At 60.2% G+C, this 19,397-nt stretch carries 16 protein-coding genes and 1 pseudogene; 11 read left to right on the plus strand and 6 right to left on the minus strand.

Annotated elements, in window-relative coordinates; translation table 11 throughout:
- Window positions 1–104: 104 nt before the first annotated feature.
- The 3 genes from G5V57_RS06495 (at window position 105) to G5V57_RS06505 (ending at window position 2,799) form a co-directional block, all read left to right on the plus strand.
- The gene (locus G5V57_RS06495; RefSeq protein ID WP_165166733.1) at window positions 105–1,526 is read left to right on the plus strand and encodes an ammonium transporter; all 1,422 of its coding nucleotides are present in this window, start codon (window positions 105–107) and stop codon (window positions 1,524–1,526) included.
- A 31-nt stretch (window positions 1,527–1,557) separates the two neighbouring features.
- Window positions 1,558–1,797: a hypothetical protein gene (locus G5V57_RS06500; RefSeq protein ID WP_165166734.1), complete on the plus strand. Its 240-nt coding sequence runs from the start codon at window positions 1,558–1,560 to the stop codon at window positions 1,795–1,797.
- 273 nt (window positions 1,798–2,070) lie between these two features.
- The gene (locus G5V57_RS06505; RefSeq protein WP_165166735.1) at window positions 2,071–2,799 is read left to right on the plus strand and encodes a class I SAM-dependent methyltransferase; all 729 of its coding nucleotides are present in this window, start codon (window positions 2,071–2,073) and stop codon (window positions 2,797–2,799) included.
- 92 nt (window positions 2,800–2,891) lie between these two features.
- Here G5V57_RS06505 and G5V57_RS06510 read toward each other — a convergent pair whose 3' ends face one another.
- The 5 genes from G5V57_RS06510 to G5V57_RS06530 form a co-directional block, all read right to left on the minus strand.
- Entirely contained in the window at window positions 2,892–3,263 is a 372-nt protein-coding gene (locus G5V57_RS06510; protein WP_165166736.1) for a hypothetical protein, read from the minus strand.
- 82 nt (window positions 3,264–3,345) lie between these two features.
- Complete coding sequence (locus G5V57_RS06515) at window positions 3,346–4,296, minus strand: amino acid ABC transporter substrate-binding protein (RefSeq protein ID WP_165166737.1); 951 nt, start codon at window positions 4,294–4,296, stop codon at window positions 3,346–3,348.
- 50 nt (window positions 4,297–4,346) lie between these two features.
- Window positions 4,347–5,675 carry a putrescine-ornithine antiporter gene (gene potE / locus G5V57_RS06520; RefSeq protein ID WP_165166738.1) on the minus strand — a complete coding sequence of 443 codons (1,329 nt, stop codon included), beginning with the start codon at window positions 5,673–5,675 and terminating at the stop codon, window positions 4,347–4,349.
- Window positions 5,676–5,699: 24 nt separating this feature from the next.
- Entirely contained in the window at window positions 5,700–8,063 is a 2,364-nt protein-coding gene (speC, locus tag G5V57_RS06525; protein WP_165166739.1) for an ornithine decarboxylase, read from the minus strand.
- 4 nt (window positions 8,064–8,067) lie between these two features.
- Complete coding sequence (locus tag G5V57_RS06530) at window positions 8,068–10,317, minus strand: Orn/Lys/Arg decarboxylase N-terminal domain-containing protein (protein ID WP_165166740.1); 2,250 nt, start codon at window positions 10,315–10,317, stop codon at window positions 8,068–8,070.
- A 327-nt stretch (window positions 10,318–10,644) separates the two neighbouring features.
- On the opposite strand from G5V57_RS06530, the gene ppk2 reads away from it, so the two are divergent.
- The 4 genes and pseudogenes from ppk2 (at window position 10,645) to G5V57_RS06550 (ending at window position 14,226) form a co-directional block, all read left to right on the plus strand.
- Window positions 10,645–11,469: a polyphosphate kinase 2 gene (gene ppk2, locus G5V57_RS06535; RefSeq protein ID WP_165166741.1), complete on the plus strand. Its 825-nt coding sequence runs from the start codon at window positions 10,645–10,647 to the stop codon at window positions 11,467–11,469.
- Window positions 11,470–11,494: 25 nt separating this feature from the next.
- Window positions 11,495–11,923, plus strand: coding sequence for a hypothetical protein (locus G5V57_RS06540; protein WP_165166742.1), 429 nt, complete (start codon window positions 11,495–11,497; stop codon window positions 11,921–11,923).
- A gap of 600 nt (window positions 11,924–12,523) precedes the next feature.
- Complete coding sequence (locus G5V57_RS06545) at window positions 12,524–13,006, plus strand: hypothetical protein (protein ID WP_165173883.1); 483 nt, start codon at window positions 12,524–12,526, stop codon at window positions 13,004–13,006.
- Window positions 12,999–14,226 (plus strand): annotated as a pseudogene (locus G5V57_RS06550) (HlyD family secretion protein). The gene G5V57_RS06545 and the pseudogene G5V57_RS06550 overlap by 8 nt, the downstream one beginning before the upstream one ends.
- A 21-nt stretch (window positions 14,227–14,247) precedes the next feature.
- Here the strand turns inward: G5V57_RS06550 and G5V57_RS06555 are convergent.
- The gene (locus G5V57_RS06555) at window positions 14,248–15,822 is read right to left on the minus strand and encodes an adenylate/guanylate cyclase domain-containing protein (protein WP_165166743.1); all 1,575 of its coding nucleotides are present in this window, start codon (window positions 15,820–15,822) and stop codon (window positions 14,248–14,250) included.
- 153 nt (window positions 15,823–15,975) lie between these two features.
- Here G5V57_RS06555 and G5V57_RS06560 point away from each other — a divergent pair, with 153 nt between their 5' ends.
- The 4 genes from G5V57_RS06560 (at window position 15,976) to G5V57_RS06575 (ending at window position 19,384) form a co-directional block, all read left to right on the plus strand.
- Window positions 15,976–16,845 carry an NAD(P)H-binding protein gene (locus G5V57_RS06560; RefSeq protein WP_165166744.1) on the plus strand — a complete coding sequence of 290 codons (870 nt, stop codon included), beginning with the start codon at window positions 15,976–15,978 and terminating at the stop codon, window positions 16,843–16,845.
- Window positions 16,846–17,039: 194 nt separating this feature from the next.
- Entirely contained in the window at window positions 17,040–17,762 is a 723-nt protein-coding gene (locus tag G5V57_RS06565) for a carbonic anhydrase (protein WP_165166745.1), read from the plus strand.
- Window positions 17,763–17,946: 184 nt separating this feature from the next.
- Entirely contained in the window at window positions 17,947–18,630 is a 684-nt protein-coding gene (locus G5V57_RS06570; RefSeq protein WP_165166746.1) for an aromatic amino acid lyase, read from the plus strand.
- Entirely contained in the window at window positions 18,572–19,384 is an 813-nt protein-coding gene (locus G5V57_RS06575) for an aromatic amino acid lyase (RefSeq protein ID WP_246737663.1), read from the plus strand. The genes G5V57_RS06570 and G5V57_RS06575 overlap by 59 nt, the downstream gene beginning before the upstream one ends.
- Window positions 19,385–19,397: the final 13 nt, after the last annotated feature.

Consider the following 19,397-nt stretch of genomic DNA (forward strand, 5'->3'; position numbering starts at 1 on the left):
GGTACTTTTTTTACATCGCGCACGATACGGCGCCGCGGTCCACGCATCGCGCGGATGCGCTGCCTTGCGCCGCAAAACAAGAAACACCCCATCGGAGGAAATGCATGAACAGCGAAGTTACCGCTTTGACGACGATGTTCACCGAGTTCTATTACTGGGTGACCGTCGTGATTATGTTTTTCATCCATGTCGGCCTGCTCGCCTATGAATTCGGCGTCACGCGGCCGAAGAACCTCAATCAGACGCTGGTACGCCACACGATGAGCCTGGCGCTCGTCACCGTGACCTGGTTCCTCTTCGCCTGGTGGATCTACTGGGCCTTCAGCAACGGCCCGTTCCTTTTCGGCGACCTCATCTCCGACAAGGCGACCGCCGCCGCTTTGCCCTGGGCCCCCGAAATGGGTCCCCATTTCCAGGACAATATCCAGGGCGTGTTCTGGGCCGCCTTCCTGCTCTTCTCCTGGGTGATGAGCGCCATCCTGTCGGGCGTCGCCATCGAGCGCGTGCGCACCGGCGCTTTCATGATCCTCTCGGTGCTGGTCGGCTCCATCACCTGGATCTGGCATGCTTCCTGGGGCTGGAACGCCAAGGGCTGGACGACACAATTGCTGGGCTTCCACGACGCCTATGCCTCGGGCGTCATCCATGCGATTGCCGGCGGCGCCTGCCTCGCCCTCACCATCGTGCTCGGCCCCCGCATCGGCAAATTCGGGCCGAATGGCGAGGTGCGCGAGATCAAGCCGCATAATTCCTTTCAGTCGGTGCTGGGCCTGTTCATCATCTATACCGGCTTCTGGGGTTTCTATGCGGCCTGCAACATCCCCATCATCGATGTGAGCCGCGACGCCGAGGCCGTGCGCTTCGCCGCCACGACGATCTACGGTACGCCCACGACGCTGTCGGCGATCACCTTCAACTTCCTGATGTCGCTCGCCGGCGGTCTCATGGGCGCCTATCTGGTGAGCCGCGCCGATCCTTACTGGACCTTGTCTGGCGGCCTCGCCGGTATCATCTCGGCATCGGCCGGCAACGACCTCTATCACCCGCTCATCGCCATGTTCATTGGCGCGGCAGGCGCAGTCATTGCCTTCAAGCTCCATCACTATGTCGAGCGACGCTTCCGCATCGACGATCCGGTGGGTGCCATCGCGGTGCATGGCTATGCCGGCGTCTTTGGTCTCATCGCCTGCGGTTTCGTTCTGTGGGGATATCCCGCAGCGCCGGCCGCACCCGATGTGCAGAACTGGGCCTCGTCCATCGGCTGGCTCGGCACCACGCCGGGCGGCGATCCCGCCATCAATCCGCTCGGCATGATCATCGGTGCGGTGCTCTGCTTCGGCCTGTTCGGCTTCCTCGCCACCTGGCTGGTGGCGAAGGGTCTGCAGCGCCTCGGCATCCTGCGCGAACCGGCTGAGGTCGAGCTTGCCGGCGCCGACACCTGGCACAACCGCGACATCTATCCCTATGGCGCCGGTGTCGTGACCGAGTTCGAGGCGCTCGAACGCAATGAAGCCGCGCGGCTGTGAGCAACAACGACATCATTGAGGAGACACCGTCATGCAAACCGGACTGACCGACTGGACTGAACTCGACAAGATCGGCGCCTTCTATCCCTTCCAGGGGCTGGAATGGCTTCTGGTCGCCGCCGCCTTATGCTTCTGGATCTGGTGGCACTATCGCTGCATCATCGATGAGAACAAGGAGATGAACGAGGCGGCGGATTATTACCGCCGACACGGCATCGCCAATTGCCTCACCGAGGACGGCAAGCCGAGGCGGCCGGCAGCGAAGAAGTGACCTGAAAGCGAACGGCCCCCGGCGGAGCACCCTCCGCCGGGAACCTCGCAACCCTCAAAGGGTTGACAAGCGGCATCGCTCGTTGGCACATAGCCACATGCTCGAGATCGACACGCACATCGTTGCCCGGTCTGCCGGCATCCCAACAGGCGGGATGCGGGCTGATCGAGCACGCTGAAAAGCGTATCGCAGAGCCGCAAGCCCCGCCGGATATGGACGGGGCTTTCTGTTGGACATGGCGTCCCGTCCATCGGCAATTCGATGGAGTGAAAAATGGCCCAGAACATCTACGATAAACCCGACTTCTTCGCCGGCTACAGTCAATTGCACCGTCAGGTGCATGGCCTTGCCGGCGCCGCCGAATGGCCGGCGGTTAAGTCCCTACTCCCCGATCTAGAGGGCAAGCGCGTCGTCGATCTCGGCTGCGGCTTCGGCTGGTTCGCCCGCTTTGCCAGGGAGAACGGTGCCGCCTCGGTGCTGGGGCTCGATCTTTCCGAGAAGATGATCGCCCGCGCCAGGGCCGACACGTTCGATCCAACCATCCAATATCGCATCGCCGATCTCGAGCGGCTCGATCTCCCTGAGGCGTCCTTCGACTTCGCCTATAGCTCGCTCGCTTTTCACTATATCGAGGATTTCGGCCGGCTGACACTGAGCGTGTTTCGCGCCCTTGTTTCCGGCGCCCGGTTCGTCTTCACCATCGAGCACCCGATCTACATGGCGCCTTCTCATCCCGGCTTTGTGATCGATGCCGAAGGGCGCAAGACGTGGCCGCTCGACAGCTATGCGCAGGAAGGTCCGCGCGTGTCGGACTGGCTCGCCAAGGGCGTCGTCAAGCAGCATCGCACGCTGGGCACGACGCTCAACGCGCTGATCGGCGCCGGCTTTGCTGTCCGGCATGTTCAGGAATGGGCGCCGACGCCGGAGCAGGTCGAGGCGACGCCCGATCTCGCCGAGGAGAATGAGCGGCCGATGATTCTGATTGTTTCAGCGACGCGCTGACCCGCCGAAAGACCGTGCGGCGGGGCGGCGGTGCATCCCCGCCAGATCAAGGCGAGCCACGACGCTCTGGTATCCGTCTCAGCGTCCCACGTTCAATGGGGCAGATCAAATGCCTGGCCCGACGATCGCAGGTCCTTCAGCGTCTTGTTGAGGCAGTTCCCCGCCCGGTCTCCGTGTACTGATTCCGCGACTCCCGTGATCGTAATCATACCAGCCTGATTGTCCGGCGTCATATAAATGGCGCGCCCGTCCTTCCGCAGCTGAGAAAAGTAGTAGGCATGAGCAATCCCCTCGAATTCGCAATATATCAAGTATGGGAAGCTCTTGTACGATACGTCCTGGGCAGATGATTGCTGCCCTTGAAGCGCAACGCCAAGCACCATCGTCGCGGCGGCGACGAGCATACTGAGTTTCCGCATCGGCGCGTTCATGTTCAAGCCGCTTTTGCACGAAGAAGGTGTCATCGATGGGGCTCCTCTTTTGCAGGACTGCTTGTGTCTATGGCACGACCCAAACTTTCCTTCGGCACTTCAATCGTTGGTCATCCTAGTCCGGGAGCGAGGCGATCTCGTAGAACAACAGGATACCAGCGCTCGGCGTTCCGAAATACTTGGTGAAGAGATCGCGGAACTCCGGCGATGTGTAAGCCTTGGTCAGCGCCCTATCGACAATCAGCCGCAGATTGTCATTGTCGCGGGCCATGGCCAGCGCCACGGCGACGGTGGTGAACCGGCGATCAAGCTCCACCACGCTTCCATCGGCGAGCTGGTTGGCCGCCGCCTCGACAAGGATGGCAAGGTCGCCGAAGAAGACATCTGCTCTGGCGTCAGTAAGGGCGGCGACGCCTGCCGCATAGTCCTCGACGGGCAGGGTCACCACATCCAGCTGGAAATGGTGGATACGCTCGTCCACCCACTTCGCGGCCGTCGAGCCCTTGACCACGGCGATGGTCCGCTGGTTCAGGATGCGGGCGGGCGAACCGCGCCAGATGGCCCCTGTGGCTGGCTTGCCTTCAAGGATCTCGCGCAGCCCGTTGGGCGCATTCGCACGCATGATCGCCCCAACGCCACTCGGATAGATAGGCAGCGAGAAGCTCGCATCCTTGCGCGCGGACAGGCTCACCGTATCGCCGCCGCAGAGCAGATCGATCCGACCCTGCTGAAGGGCGTTATAACGATCTTCGATGGGCACCGCTTCCCACTTTACAGTCAGGCTTGGAAGGTTGAGTTCCGTCTTGATCTCATCGGCGACCTTCTGACAAAGGACGACGGAGAAACCCGCGGGCTGTCCCGCCTCGTCCTTGTAGGAGAACGGACGTTCGCCATCGTGATAGCCGAGCGTCAGCGCGCCTGTCGTGCGGATCCGATCGAGAGTGTCCGCCCTGGCCATCGACGACAGGCCCAAAGGAACCAGAAGCATCAGCGCGAGGAACCATGCAGCCCTCTTACTCCCGAGAGCACCAGGGGCGCGCTTGGTCTGAGTTTGAGCATAATGCATATCGAGCCTCCCTTAAGCGCAGCTGAAGCGATGCGATGGATCGCAAGCCGCTAGGCGCTGATGGTCTTGGTGTTTACGAAGCGGGGGGCTATGAAACCCCAGATTATGAAGCCGACGCACATGACCAGAACGCCGCCAATCACTGCCGTGGCGCCGGAGGCATAGACGGCATAGGTGCTATAGAGCATGGCGACCAGCACGACGATCATGTTCAGCGTATATTTGCCGCCGGAGACACCTGCGTTCCTCATCATCACGGCGAGCGCCGAGAGTGCCACTATGTAAGGAATCACGTTGGTTACGACCGACAGACTCACCAGCGCGCTGAACTGCTCGTTAAGCGTGGGTGAGATCGTCATGAGGGCCATAAGCGTCTGTACGATACCGAGTACGATCATGCCTCTTATCGGAGCGCCCTTGCTGTTGATCTTCGAAAACAGAGCCGGGAACATGCGATCGTCCGCGGCCGCCTTTCCCGTCTGTGCGACTGTAAACTGCCAGCCCAGCAACGAGCCCACGCATGCGATGACGGCCAGCACCATGATGATCCAGCCTATGGTCGGATTGAACATCTTGGCATAGGCAAGCCCGAAGGGGCCGGTCGATGCGGCAAGCTCAGCGTTCGGCACGATGCCCTGGATGACGGTGGTCGACAGGATGTATATCACCGCAGCACCCAGGGTGCCGAACATGCAGGCGAGCGGCACATCGCGTTTGGGGTTCTCCACGGCGTTGGAATTCTGTGCAGCCGATTCCATCCCAAGGAATGCCCATAGCGTCAATGTGATGCTGGAGCCCATGCCTTGGACCAATGTCAGGTTTTGCGGATTCCAGGCGGCGTTGAAGGTTTCCTTGTTGAACCAGAACCAGCCGATGATGGAGAGCAGGCCGACGGGAATGATGACGCCCCATACGGTCACCGCTCCGATCTTGCCGGTAATGCCCGGCCCCCCGAAATTAGCGATCGTCGTCAGCCACAGAAGAATGATCACGCCGATGCAGGTGGCTATGGGTGTCGAGGACAGCCAAGGCAGGAAGGTCGCGAGATAGCCCACCGCCGAGATGGCGATGGCGACATTGGCGATGACGAGCGACAGAAAATAGAGAAAGAAGACGGTGAAGTAGCCGTCCTTGCCATAGGCATCCTCGGCGTAGGCCGCGAGACCGCCCTGCCTCGAGTTGAACAGGCCCGCCTGGGCAAAGCCCCAGGCGATGGCCATGGATCCCACCGCCGTGACCAGCCAGGACAGAAGGGAGATCGCGCCGACCTTGGCCATGTTGCTGGGCAGCATGATGATGCCCGAACCCATCATGTTCACCGCAACAATGAAGGTCAGCTGGATGAGATTCATTTTTTTCGGTTGAGCTGTCTCCGCCATGGCGTTCTCCCTGAATGCCCACCCCTACTCGCGAACCACATAGGTGTGGAACACGATGCGTCCGTCGACGCGCTCCTGGAACACCCCCTGCACTTCATAGTTGAAGCCCGGGAACCTGTTGAACGACTCCTGAAAGGCCCGGAGATAATCGATCATGGGCTGGGCCTTTTCAGTCCAGCGCTCGCCTGGAACAACGACACCGATCCCCGGCGGATAGATCAGAGCAAGCGTCGCCGAGACGCGATCTCTGATCTGGTCGAGAGGAAGATATTCAACGTCATTGGACACCAGTGCCTGATAAGCATCCTCGGCGGTCATGGCCTGTTCGGGGAAGCTGGATGCACGGAAACAGCCGCGTTGCAACCCTTTGATATCGGCGCTCTTGTAGAAACTGTGCATTTCATTGCATACCTGCCGGATAGAATATCCATCATAGCGGTCGCTATGCGCGGCATAGAGTGTCGGCAGGACGTCGGCCAAGGGCGCATCGCGGTCCCAGAGATTCTTGAACTTGACGAGCTTGGCGATGAGCGCATTGAGTTTGCTCTCATCCTCGGCCGGCGTCATCAGGAACAGGATGCTGTTCAGATCGCACTTCTCGGGAACGATACGTTCTTCGCGCAGGTAATTCGCGACGACCGTCGCGGGTACGCCGAAGTCGGCATATTCACCGGTCTTGCGAGTGATCCCCGGCGTCAGCAGCATGAGCTTGTTGGGGTCCACCATGGCATAGCCCTCGGCATAGCCGGCATAGCCGTGCCATTTGCCCTTGGGGTCGAATACCCAGCACTGCTGCTCGCGCTTCAGGACGTCAGTCGGCAGGCTCTCCCACGGAACATTCTTCGCATCCTTGGTAAAGTCCGAGTTTTTGATCGTCACGACGTCCGGGACGAATGGATCAAAGAACCACTGTTCCTCCGGGGTCTTTCCCGCCTTGGTATAGAATGCGCCGAACTCCCGGAACTTCTTGCGCACCTCGATACCGAGCTCGATGCAGTGATCCCACAACATCTCGCCGGACTTGCCTTCATGCACCTTCGCGTTCACCTCCAACGAGGCAAAGAGCGGATAGAAGGGCGAGGTCGAGACGTTCATCAGGAAGGATTCATTGAAGCGCTTGTGATCGATGAAACGGCGCTGACCGTCAATATGCTGGTCACGCTTGTGGATCTGCGAAGCCTGTGAGAAGCCCGCGCCCTGTTTATGCACCGATTGCGTCGAGAACAGCCCCGGCATCTCGGGTCCCAGCGTTTCGAGCCGCATGGGACTGTGATCCTTGAACAGCGGGTGGAACGCATTGTAGCCGATCCAGGCTTCGTCCCAGAGCACGTAGTCACAGAGATGTCCGATCTTCTCCATCACCTTGCGCACATTGTAGACCGTGCCGTCATAGGTCGCGAGCTGGATGCAGGCCAGCCGGAAGGGGCGCTCGGCCATGTAAAGATCCGGATTCTTCATCAACGGATTGGCGCGGATCTGTTTGCGCAGATAGTCCTCATCCCAGGCATCCCAATCTACCGCCCCGATCATGCCGAAGGAATTGCGGGCGGTGGGCAGGAAGACCGGAATGGCGCCAGCCTGAACCAGAGCCCCCTGATGCAATGACTTGTGATTATTGCGGTCGAAAAGCACGAGATCGCCCCGCCGCAGTACAGCGTTAGTGACGATCTTGTTCGAGGTGGAGGTGCCATTCAGCACAAAATAGGTCTTGTCGGCGCCGAACACCTGTGCCGCATAACGCTGCGCATGCGCCGCGGCGCCCTCATGTATCAGAAGGTCGCCCAGATCGACATCGGCGTTGCACAGGTCATTGCGGAAGATACTCTCGCCGAAATGCTTGAAGAAAAGCTGGCCTGCCGGGGATTTTCGATAGAACTGGCCGCCCTGGTGACCTGGGCAGTCGAAAGCAATATTCGCCTCCACGTCATAGGCCATGAGCCCGCCGAAGAAGGGCGGCAGCAAACTCATGCCATAGTGGATGAGACTGGAGACGATCTGCTTGGCATAGAACTGCGGCGTCTGCTGGCCAAGATAGACATAGCCATCGACCTCGCCCGTCATCTCGACCACCATGAGGTCAGCGACCTCATGCGAGTCAGCGAGCGCCCAGATTGGAATCTTGAACCCGATCTCCCTTACGGCGCGACCAAGTGATCTCGCCTTCTCACGGCGTTCGCCATCGACGAATATCAGATAGGCGCCGACATCCGCATCTTCGGAGACGTCCCGCTCATAGCTATCGCTGACCTCGACCTCGAAGCGCTCCGCCTCAAGGCTGGCCAAAAGCTCCTTCGTCTGTGAATTATCCTTATCCACGATCGCCACGATCTTGAGAAGCTTGTGGAACTGGATGGGAACGGTCGGAGCCTTCACCGAGCGCGGAATCACGTAATCACTCCTTCAGGCAGTCGACGAGATACCGCCGGCCGTCGGCAGTCGGCTCGAAGCGCAGACCATGGATGTCGGTTTCAAAGCCCGGAAACTTGCCGTCGAACTCCCGCGCGAACTTCATATAGTCGAGGATGGATTTGGTCGCCGCGCTGATCCGCTCGCCCGGCATGATCAGCGGAATGCCGGGTGGATAGGGCACCAGCATCACCGCCAGGATGCGGCCCATGAGATGGTCGATTTCCACACTTTCGACCGCGCCGTGAACAAGGCGCTCATAGGCGTCGGCCGGCCGCATCGCCATTTCCGGCAGCACGGTGTACATGTCGCGCTGCGCCGCCGGCACCTTGTCATCGCGATACACCTTGTGAATGCTGTCGCAGAGATCGCGCAGTCCCATCGTTTGATACGCATCCGGATGCTTTTCGACAATTGCGGGAAACACCCGGCTCAGCGGCGCGTTCGCATCATAAAGATCCTTGAAATTCAGGAGCTCGGTGACGAGTGTGCTCCACTTGCCCTTGGTAATGCCCATCGAGAAGAGCACGAGGAATGAATAGAGCCCGGTCTTCTCGATCTCGATGCGGCGGGTAGACAGGAAACGGGTGACCACCGCGGCCGGGATACCCTGCTTCTGCATGGCACCATCGGCTGAGAGGCCCGGGCTGAGGATCGTCACCTTGATCGGATCGAGGAGGACGTGGTTCTCGGCCAGATCCTTGAACCCGTGCCATTTGTCGCCCGGCTTGAGAACCCACCTCGGTCTCTCGCTTTTCGGTTCCTTGGCCATGGCATCAGGCTGCCAGACCTCAAACCACCAGTCCTGCTTGAGATCCTTACGGACCGCAGTCATCGCATTGCGGAAATTCAAGGACTCATCGATCGTTTCCTGCACGATCGCACGGCCGCCCGGTTGTTCCATCATTGCGGCCGCCACGTCGCATGAGGCGATGATGCCGTATTGCGGTGAGGTCGATGTGTGCATCATGAACGATTCATTGAACCGCGCCATGTCCAGCTTGCGCTTCTTGGCGTGCTGGACATGAATCATCGATGCCTGGGACAAGGCCGCGAGAAGCTTATGGGTCGAGTGAGTGGCGAAGGTTATCGCGTTTTCGGACCTTTGCGCGTCCCGCGACGAGATGGCGTGATAGCCGTCATAGAACTCGTGGAAGTTGGCATAGGCATACCAGGCCTCGTCGAAGTGCAGCACTTCGACATTGTCGCCTATCGTTTCCTTGATCTTGTCGATATTGTAGCAAAGCCCGTCATAGGTCGAATTGGTCATCACCATCAGCCGGACCTTACCGCTCGTGTCCTTGGCAAAGGGGCTTGCGGCGACCTTCTTCTTGATCGATTGCGCTGTGAACTGATCGCGCGAGATCGGGCCGATAATTCCCAGACCATTCCGGGATGGCGTCAGGTAGATTGGCGTTGCGCCCGTCATGATGAGCGAATGCAGGATCGACTTGTGACAGTTGCGATCGCAGAGCACGAGATCGCCCCGCGACACCATGCCGTGCCAGACGATCTTGTTCGATGTGGAGGTGCCGCCGACGACGAACATCACCTCATCGGACCCGAAGATGCGCGCGGCGTTGCGCTCGCCTTCCGCAATCGGGCCTGTATGGTCCAGCAGCGACCCGAGCGAGCCGACAGAGACGGAGACATCCGAACGGACGGTGTTCTCGCCGAAGAATTCGTAGAATAGCTGTCCCACCGGGCTTTTCCGGAAGCCGACACCGCCCCCGTGCCCCGGCGTGTGCCATGAGTAGCTGCCATGCAGCGTGTAGTCCATCAGCGCCTTGAACATCGGCGGCGGAAGGCGCTCTATATAGACTTCCGCGGCATGCACGATCGCCCGCGCCAGAAACTCGGCGGAGTCTTCGAACAGATGCATGAAGGCATTGGCATGTTTTAGCACACTCGTCGGCACATTCGCGGCCGTATGCGTATCACCGAAGAGAAAGATCGGCAGCTTCTCGTTGCGGGCGCGCTTGGCGACCAGGACCTCCTCGAGTATCTCCCATTGTTTGGGAGAATTCTCGGCGCCGTCCACCGAGATGAGCCAGCAGGACTCATTATTGAAGACGGTGGCCAGCCGGTGCGCATCGGCGTAACTCAGCCCCGAAACGGTCCGAAAATTCCTCTTCTCGATCTCCGCCGCAAGCTGCCGCATGCCGCGGCCGGCGGCGCTCTTCGCTTCAAAATCTTCGTCAATGATCGCAATTGGGAAAGCGTCTCGCAGATTCATCGCTGACTCCATCGGAGGCCATTTCGGCACGGCGTATGAGACACGACATTCACGCTTGGATTCGGGCCATGCCCGCCAATCTGAATTTCACCCTATCATGATTTTCGGAAGGAGAAAATAGTCCGCAATGGCGCACTCGTTGGATCTCGTCGCCCAAGTGTTACGCCAGCAGAAATCCAACGCGTATGCTGCGCATAGGGCGGGCTTCGCATCGGGCACTCGGCTTCCGGAACGTCCTTCCTCCACATCCATTTAGGCTCCACAGGCGAGATTGCCGGTGTTATGTTCGGCTGGGCAGCCTGTCCAAGCCAGGAAGTGAGCACCCCCATGAATGGCAAGCCTGAGAATATCAAGGAGCTCGAGGGCGACAAGGAACAGCTCAAGGGAAAGGAATATCTGAAGGAGCTTAGGAAGCTCCAGACAGAGCTATGCGTTCTCCAGGAATGGGTGAAGCACACCGGCCAACGGATAATCATCCTGTTCGAGGGTCGCGATGCCGCGGGCAAGGGAGGCCTCATCCGGGCGATCACCGAGCGCGTGAACCCGCGTGTTTTTCAAGTCGTCGCGCTGCCCGCGCCCTCGGAGCGCGAGAAAAGCCAGCTGTTTATCCAACGCTATATCGGGAGATTTCCTGCCGCCGGCGAAGTGATCATTTTCGACCGCAGCTGGTACAATCGTGCCGGCGTCGAGTGGGTCATGGGCTTCTGCACCAAGGAGCAATACGAAAAATTCCTCAAGCTGGCGCCGCTTATCGAACGGCAAATCCGTGAGGAAGGCATCCTGCTGATCAAATATTGGCTGGAAGTGAGTAACGCCGAGCAAAAGCGTCGTTTTGAAGCGCGCATCGATGATCCGATGCGGCAGTGGAAGCTTTCATCCATGGACTTGCCATCGCGCGAACGTTGGTACGAATATTCTCGCGCTCGCGACCGGATGCTCGATGCCACCGACACCGAGAGCTCCCCCTGGCATATCGTGCGCTCCGACGACAAGCGACGAGCAAGGCTCAATTGCATTGCCGATCTCCTGTCGCGCATTCCCTATGAGCAGGTGTCGCGTTCCAAGGTGAAACTGCCCAAGCGCTCGGACAAACACGCCTATGACGACCAGGCGACAATGAAACACCGCCGTTGGATTACCGAAAAATACTGACCGGTGGCGGTCGGGAGGAAGAAGAATGGCCCAAATTCTGAAACCGGACGATCTCAAAAAAATTTCCGAAGACGCCATAATGGAGCAACTCAAGGAGGACCTCGCGAAGAAGCGCCAGTCCGATCAGGCAAACGAAGATATGAAAAAGGCCTTCCAGTCGCGCGATGTCGCTCCGCAAGCCGCCGAGCGTATCAATGCGGCAGTTCGTGCCGCGGCCAGCCGGGGAGTGCGGGAGGTCCTGGTGCTCCGGTTCCCCGCGAGCTTCACCAATGACGGCGGGCGCAGCATCAACAATGCCGAGCCGGATTGGCCGAATTCACTCGAGGGCTTTGGCAAGCGGGCGTTCCAGTATTTCGAGAAGGAGCTCCGGCCCCTTGGATTCAAGGTGCGCGCCGAGATCGTCAGCTTTCCCGATGGAGTGCCGGGCGATGTCGGCATGTATCTGGCCTGGTAGGGCGGCGCGTTTCCAGCATATGCGAAGACGTGTCCTTCCCATGAGGAGGCTTCCATAGCTTGGTCTTCGAGACACTGGAACGAGCCGGCCTGTTGGCGAAGATCGGCGTCACCATGATTTTCGGCGACCGCGAGGATACGAGGCAATCCTATCTCACCGGCATTTCAGCCCTCCCTTCTCAATGTCCTTGATATTGGCCGCAGATTACAGCCCATCAAATCACCGTTACTCTGGCTCGCATTGATAAGCAGTCGCCAAAGCAGTATACAATCATTAGCAGTCCGTCTTTCCGCGCGCCTTTCATGCGCAAGGGAGGCAGAGCAAGGTCCTTTCACTATCATTCGTCGAGTGCCGATTTGAACGAGTAGCATACGAAAGTGGATCTGCATGATCACGGCCCCTGAAGTGCATGCATACAGGTGGTTGTCGACGCGAACGGGCGCCACAAATCGGCCGGGATGCCGGAACCTGTCTGGAGGGGGCGCGGACTTAAGGGAACGCCTGTGTGGTCAGCAGCAATGTGGATCGAGGATGCCCCCATTCGTGCCTGCGGTAGCGCGCCTGGGAGCGTTCATTTTCTCCGCCCCGCTCTTTGCCCGTCTGACCTGTGCGGAGGAGGCAAGTAGCGATCAGCTGCACCCTGTTGCGATTGAGCATCTTCCGGTTTTCATCACAGCTCCGGGGCAGACCGACATCCTCTTCAACGTCGTCGTTGGTTTTCTCCTACTGTTTGTTTTCCTGCTGGGCGTCTTTTATTTCAAGCTTCATGCACTGCCCGAGCACATGGCGCATCGGACGAGCAAGGTGCAGATGGAGATCGTGGCCGTCCTGTGCGTCATCTCCCTTTTCACGCACAATCACATTTACTGGATTGCGGCACTGCTGCTGGCGATGGTTGAACTGCCGGATTTCTCGAGTCCATTGTCATCGATGGCGGGGTCACTCAGGCGGCTGGCCAAACAGGATGACCCTCCGCACCCACAGGCCACCGATAGTGCGGAAACGGGCGTCGAGGCCCCCCCTCCGCATGACGTCGTCAAAGCATCGAAAGTCGATGCTGGAAAGAAGCTCAGCCATGTTTGAGTTGATGCTGTGCTCGATGCTCACGATCCTTCCGGATTACCTCTACCGCCGGTATGTTCAAGACAAACGCATAGGTCGCGAAATTACCTTCACCACGATGTGGTACGAGTTGCGCTATGGCATCACCGGCTGCCTTCTGCTCACGATCTCGCTGGTAACGCTTATTTTCTACTTTCATCCCTCGACGAAGCAGGTCACGGCCTTGTTCCGGACCGTGAGCATCATGCCCGAGTCCGTCGGCCGCGTCGCCGAGGTGTATGCGACCGTGAACGAAAAGGTCGAGGCGGGTGCTCCGTTGTTCCGGCTCGACGATTCCGGAGCAGAAGGCCGCGGTGGAAACTGCCCGTCGCCGCATCCTCGAGGTCGAGGCTGAGACAAAAGTCGCTGAAGCAGAACTTGCCGCGGCGGATGGCCTGATCCAGCAGGCCCAGGGCGCGTATCAGCAAGCGGTAGACGAACTGGAGGTCAAGGCCGAACTCGTGAAAAAAGATGTCGTCTCGCGGCGTGAAGTGGAGCGCCTTCAGGTCGCCGTGGACGGACGGAAGGGCGCGGTAGACGCTGCGACGGCCAACAAGCAGACACTTCAGACGAAGATCAGCTCGCTTCTGCCCGCCCAGAAGGCAAGTGCGGAATCAGCTCTGGCGCAGGCGCAGGTCGCGCTGGACAAGACGCTTATCAGTGCCTCGGTCAGCGGAACGGTCCAGCAGTTCACGCTCAGGCGGGGCGATATTGTGAATACCTTGATACGGCCTGCAGGCATCCTGGTGCCGACCGATGCCGGACGTGGCCGGCTGATTGCGGGCTTCGGCCAGATCGAGGCCAACGTGATGAAACCCGGCATGATCGCCGAGGCCACCTGCATAGGCAAACCTTTCACGATCATTCCGTTGGTCGTGGCCCAGGTGCAGGATGTCATCGCCGCCGGCCAACTCCGGCAGGGGGATCAACTGCTCGACGTGCAGAACATGGCGGCGCCCGGAACAATCACCGTCTATCTGGAGCCGCTCTTCAAGAATGCGCTGGACGGCATTCCGCCTGGCAGCAGCTGCATTGCCAATGCCTACAGCAACCATCACGACGAAATCGAATCGCCCGATACAGGCACCTTGCGCGGGATATTCCTGCATGCCGTAGACGCCCTGGCACTCGTGCACGCCATGATCCTCCGCATGCAGGCGCTGTTCCTCCCGGTGCAGACACTAGTTTTCCAGGGACACTGATGGCGGCCTGGCGTTAGCTCTCTAACTCCTCGGCCTCGCATCGAGGGTGGCGATCGCCTGCTCCAGGAGGGCTCTCGTGCGTTCGGCAGTCGCGTCATCCATAAGCGAGGGATCGAGATAGAGATCGAGCCCCGGCGCATGCTCGCTGATCAGGTTCGACACCACCCCGCCGCTGGCGCGCACGCCATCGATCACATAGGGCACGACCGGCCGGCTGATGCCCTTCATCTGGATGGGCGGCAGGGAATGGGCGGCGAAGATCTCGCTCACCAGCGCATAGGTTTCGTAGGAGAGCACAATCTGGCCCGGCCCGGCGATGGATTGCAGCCGCGCCGCCAGGTTGGCCTCCGCGCCGATGATCGTATAGTCCATGCGGTCGGCGCTGCCGAAATTGCCGACATTGCAGAAGCCGGTATTGATGCCGATGCGGACCTGGAAGCGCTGCTCGACGCCCTCGCCGCGCCATTTCGCATTGAGCTCGGCGGTGCGCGCTTGCATCTCCAGCGCCATCCTGAGGCAGGCCAACGCATCCTCGGTGACGCCTTTGGTCTCGGGATCACCGAAGAAGATCAGGATCGCATCGCCGATGAACTTGTCGACGGTGCCGCCATGGCGCAGCGCGATGGTCGACATTTCGGTGAAATACTCGTTGAGCAGATGGGTGATCTCTTCCGGCTGCAGCTGCTCGGTGGTCGCCGTGAAATCCTTGATGTCGGAGAAGAAGATGGTGAGCTTCTTGCGCTCGGTCTGGATCGCAACATCCTTTTCGCCGGCGAAGATGCTCTTGTAGAGCTGCGGCGAGAGATAGCGAGAGATCTTCATCGAGACGGCGGCCAGGAAGGCATTGTTCGTCTCGAGCTCGCGGTTCATGCCGGCGATCAGGCCGGATTGCCGGCGCTGCCAGCCGACCACGCCGAGGCCGAACAGCGCCATGATGCCGAAATAACTCATGAGATATTTGAAGGAGAACAGGTTCTTGGCGATCGGCTGGTCGACGATGACCTCCTGGATGCCGCGCACATCGCCCACCTTCCAGTCATGCTTCGGGCTTTCGGGATGGCTGTTGTGACAGGCGACGCAGGGGGCAGACATGAGCACAGGCGCAACCAGGCGCACGCGCCCGTTGAAATTGCTCCAGGACACCTGATTGATCACAAGGCTCGGGTCGCTTCTCAGCTGCTTGAGCGAGTCCTGCTCGAAGCCGTCGAGCTCATGCGGTGCCCGCCCCTTGAACGGATAGTCGGAGACGAAGCGATAGGTGATATTGCCCTGCTGCTCGCCGATCACCTTGCCGAGCTCGATGGAGAGCGTCGCCGGGATCGGGATGGCGCCCAGCACATCGGCATAATTGTGGATGACCCGGGTTTCACCGGAATGCGCCAGCACGCGGCCGACAACATTCTTGGCATAATAGCTGCGCACGCTGGTGATGACGGAATTGAGGTCACTGGCCTGGAGACGGAGCGACCCTTCGGCGAGATTGCGTAGATCGAGCCAGGCCGCCAAAGGCAGCCCGGCCAGAAGCAGCAGCACACCGATGGCGATCGCCCAGCCCGGCAAGCTGCCGCGGGCCGTCGTCTCCTGAGGGCTGGTCATGGAGGAATCACCCGTGTCTCCGAACCGGAAACAGATACTTTGTCCGAGAATCCTTGCCGCTGGCAATGCCGGGAATAGTTTCACGGCAGGCCCGCCGCCGCGCACGCCCGGCCGGGATCGTGACGGCCGTCGAACAATATGAGAAGAGTCTGCATGATTCTCGTTACGGGTGCGGGTGGCTACATCGGAGGCAAGGCGGTCTATCGCCTGCGGGACCTCGCAATGCCGGTCGTCGCCATGGGACGCGACGAGGCGCGGCTTCGCAAGTCTGTGCCGCCGGAGACGCCCTTGGCCATTGCCGACTATGACGATCCCGGAAGTCTGGATCGGGCCTTCGCCGGAATCACCGGCTTGTTGTTCGTGGCCGGCGACGGCTTTGCCGGCGACATGATGCGCCAGCATGCCAATGTCATAGACGCAGCCGAACGGCAGAGGATCGCCCATGTCGTCTTTACCAGCATCGTCGATATCGAGGATAGCTCACCCTTCTACTATGCGACGGTCTATCGGGACGCCGAGCAGCGGCTCGAGGCGTCGCGCTTCGCGGTTGCCATCATCAGATGCGGCCTCTACTGCGAATTCATCCATCGGCACTGGCTGGCGGAGCCCATGATCTCGCTTCCGCTGGCGGATGCGCGCATCGCGCCTGTATCGCGCGATGATGTCGCCGACGCCGCGGTCGAGGCGGTGGTCGAACGGGCCGACGGCGTCTGGAATATGACCGGATCCAGATCCTATTCGATGCCCGAAATTTCGCGCGTGGCAAGCGCGGCCATGGGGCGGGGATTCACCTACCGGGACTGCCCACCGGATGAATATCTGACCCGGCTTGAGGCGGAGCTGGATGATCCTTGGCCAGTAGCCTTCTCCAGCATGTGCGCTTCGATCCGCGAAGGACGATTTGCGCAGGTGTCCGCGCGGTACCCGGCCTCCGCGACGCGCCGGCCGGAGGATTTCGAGAGCTACCTTCGCCGAAACTCGACTGCCGCCTGTCCGACAAGCACTGAAGATCTTCCGTCCTGATTCAATCCAAGCTCATCGCAAGCCAGAGCAAATCCCGCCGGCGTTGAAGACTCTGGTGAAATGGATTTGCTCCACCCCGCGGACTGAGCAAGTGACCTAACGTTATATACATGTTATGTAACGCCTTGCGCGATACAGCAAATCCATTTGGGCAAGAACAGGCCAAGGCGGCCGGGTCATGGGAGAGACGGGACATGTGCGATCATTGCAAGGAATATGGGATAGGCCGGAGAGACCTGCTGAAGATCGGCGCGGTGAGCCTCGTGGCCCTCGGACTTGGCGGTCTGTCACGGCAGGCACGCGCCGCCGAGGGCGCGCCGACCGCGCTCACCCCCGATGAAGCCCTGGCCCAGCTGAAAGCGGGCAATCAGCGCTATGTCGACCATCCGGAGCTCTGCTCGATCGACCTGGCGAAGCAGCGCGGCGCGGTTGCCGGACACCAGGCTCCCTGGGCGACGATCATCAGTTGTGCCGACAGCCGTGTGCCGCCGGAGCTGATCTTCGGTGGCCACGGCGTCGGTGAGATCTTTGTCGCGCGCAACGCCGGCAACCTCGTCGACACTGCGACCCTGGGCACGGTCGAATACGGCGCCGCCGTGCTCGGCTCGCCGCTCATCGTCGTCCTCGCCCATACGAGTTGCGGGGCGGTGAAGGCCGCCTGCGATGTCGTCAGCAAGAACGCGACCTATCCGGGTTCCATCGGCCCGATGATCGAGCCCATTCTGCCGGCCGCGATCGCGATGCGGAAAGATACCGGCGATTTCGTCGATAACACTGCCCGCGAAAGCGCCAGGCGGACCGCTAAGCGGGTCTCCGCCGCGAGCACGCTGATCGCCGGCCTCGCCGGCGCCGGTAAGGTCAAGATCACCGCGGCGATTTATGATTTGCAGACAGGCATGGTCAGTTATCTCGATTGAGATGGCCGCAACGCCTTTCCTTGCAACCATCACGCCAAGGCCAGCCATGCTCTTCCACACCGCTGCAGCATCTCTCGCGCGAGTTCTTTCAATTGTCCTGTTCTTGACCAGCGCGGCGATTGGCAGCGCTGCGTCCGATCAGCCGGCCACGACAGGCCGGGTCGTTATCCTGAGCGGCGAACGCTTGACCATCGCCGATATCGTGGACATCGCCGAAGGCAGAGCCACGATCGCGGTGTCGGCGGAGGGGATGGAGAGAATTCGCACGGCCCGCGCCGTCGTCGATCACTATATCGAAAAGGGACTGCCCGCTTACGGCATCACCACGATGTATGGAGCCGACTTCCAGACCACCCTGCCGCCCGACGCGATGCGGCGCTTCGGGCGCATCAATATCATTCAGGAAGCGACGCGGGTCGGTGACGGGACGCTGCCGTTGGTTGAGCGCGGCACCATGCGCGCGGCATGGGCGTTGCTCGTCAACAGTTTCGCGCGGGGCTTCTCGGGCGCCAGCCCCGATCTTGTCGCGACGCTGATCGAGCGGGTGAATGGCAATGCCGTTCCCGATAATGTCGAATACGGCAACTCCATGGGCGATGCGGACCTGACCGCCAATGCCCAAGCCGCGATGAGCCTGCTGGCGGACCCGAAATTCGAGCTGAAGGCAGGAGAAGCGACCAATCTCCTGACCCATAACTTCATCACCGTCGCTTATGCCGCGCAGGTGGTGCGCCGCGCCGAGGCCTTGCTGCGCGCAGGAAACTGCACTCGCCCTCACCATCGAAGGCTTTCGCGCCAATCTGGCGCCGCTGAGAGAAGTCGGCTCACGACAGGATGCCTCGCGCTCGCAGCAGAATATTCGCAATGAGATGCAAAGGCTGCTCAAAGGAAGCCACCTCTGGGAAACAGGTGGACCGCGTCAGCTCCAGGATTTCCTCAGTCTTCGGGACAGCGTCCACACGCTGGCGGCGCTTCGTCTTGCGCTCGATCAGTTCGTGCCCGTGCTCGAATCCTTCGCCAACTCCAACCACGGCTCTCCAGTGGTCGTCGTCGCCAGCAAGGAACTGATCTCGGTTCCCGACTATGACACGAGCCAGGTCACGCTCGGCATGGATCATCTGCGCCAGGCGCTGGGCCTGGTGGTGATCGGCAGCAACAGCCGGGCGCTGAAGATGGTGTCCCATCCCTTCATCGATCTACCGTCCGGACTGGTCGCCGGCGATCCCGACGCGTTCGACGGCCTCTATACGCGCAACATCACCTACACCATGACCAGCCTGGCGCGCACCGCTCTGACGAAGACTGCACCGGTGCTGCTTCTGACCGAGAGCTACATGGCCGAGGGTGACGAGGACTATTCGCCCGCTTTTCCTAATTCCGTCCTGATGGCACGCGAGCTGATCGGTCTGGTCGGGAAAGTGTCGGCCCTTGAAGCGTTGATCGGAAGCGTCGCGATCGAGCGACGCCTGAGGTCCGGCGCTTTGATGGTGGATGATGTCCCGGCCCCGCTCCGCGATACCCAGAGCAATGTGATCCAGCACTCGACTTTGGCTATTCCGGTCGATGCGCAATATGACCTGGCGCCCTTGTTCGAGTATTATGACCGCCTGTTCCGCCCGTGAGAACTGGAGCGGC

The sequence above is a fragment of the Nordella sp. HKS 07 genome (genome assembly GCF_011046735.1).
Lineage (GTDB): Bacteria > Pseudomonadota > Alphaproteobacteria > Rhizobiales > Aestuariivirgaceae > Taklimakanibacter.